The 875-nt window shown below is 69.6% G+C and carries 1 protein-coding gene and 1 pseudogene; both read left to right on the top strand.

What is annotated here, in order from left to right:
• Positions 1–57: 57 nt before the first annotated feature.
• A pseudogene (locus FV223_RS28750) lies at positions 58–672 on the top strand (DUF448 domain-containing protein); the annotation flags it as partial.
• On the top strand, positions 673–875 hold a 203-nt coding region (locus tag FV223_RS28745; RefSeq protein WP_147730011.1), incomplete at its 3' end, for a translation initiation factor IF-2 associated domain-containing protein.

Below are 875 nucleotides of genomic sequence, written 5' to 3'. Positions count from 1 at the left end.
CCTCGGTCAGGATGTCGATGTCCCAGCCGGTGAGCTGCGAGGCCAGGCGCACGTTCTGGCCGCGGCGCCTGGGTCAGCGCGCGCCGCGAGGACGTCGCGACGGCCGTGAGGAAGCGGGCGTTCAACCGGGCGTTCAAGACGCAAGGCGCGACCGCCTCGGCCGACCTGCCCGACCGGATCGCCGAGGGGTTGCGGGCCGACCTGCGGCAGGCGATCGCGTTGGCCAACAAGGCCGGCTGCATCGTGACCGGCTTCACCAAGGTCGAGGCGGCGATCGGCGCGCAGCCGCGCGTCGCTGCCGTGATCCATGCGTCAGACGCCGCGCCCGACGGTCGCCGCAAGATCGCGGCGGCATTGCACCGGCGGCACGGCGATGCCATATCCCGCATACCGATCGTTGACGACTTGTCCGAAGACGAATTGGACATGGCCTTGGGTCGGGATCATGTGATACACGCTGCGCTCGTCGCAGGAGTCGGGGCCGCCGGCTGCCTGGCGCGTTGGCGTCGGCTACGCTCCTTCGAGGGCGTCGCCGCGGCGATCGAGGAGCGCGGATCCGCCGGATACGGCGGGGATGCTCCCCCTCTGCAAGACGATGCCGTGACGGATCAGGCCGGCGCTCCGCGGGTTGCCGGTTCACGCGACGATGGAAACCCTCAGGGTTCAGGCTGAATGAGCGATACGAATAATCCGGGCGACAAGACTCTGAGCAAGACTCCTGCGAAGCCGCTTTCCTTGAAGCGTCCGATCGAACAGGGGACCGTGCGCCAGAGCTTCTCCCACGGCCGCTCCAAGCAGGTCGTGGTCGAGACGGTGAAGCGCCGCGTGATCGGCGCGGCGCCGGCGCCCGTCGCCCCCATCGCGGCCCCGACACG

This window comes from Methylobacterium sp. WL116, assembly GCF_008039455.1.
Taxonomy (GTDB): Bacteria; Pseudomonadota; Alphaproteobacteria; order Rhizobiales; family Beijerinckiaceae; genus Methylobacterium.
Note: the sequence above shows the minus strand (reverse complement) of the source record. Positions and strands in the feature narration are given on the sequence as shown.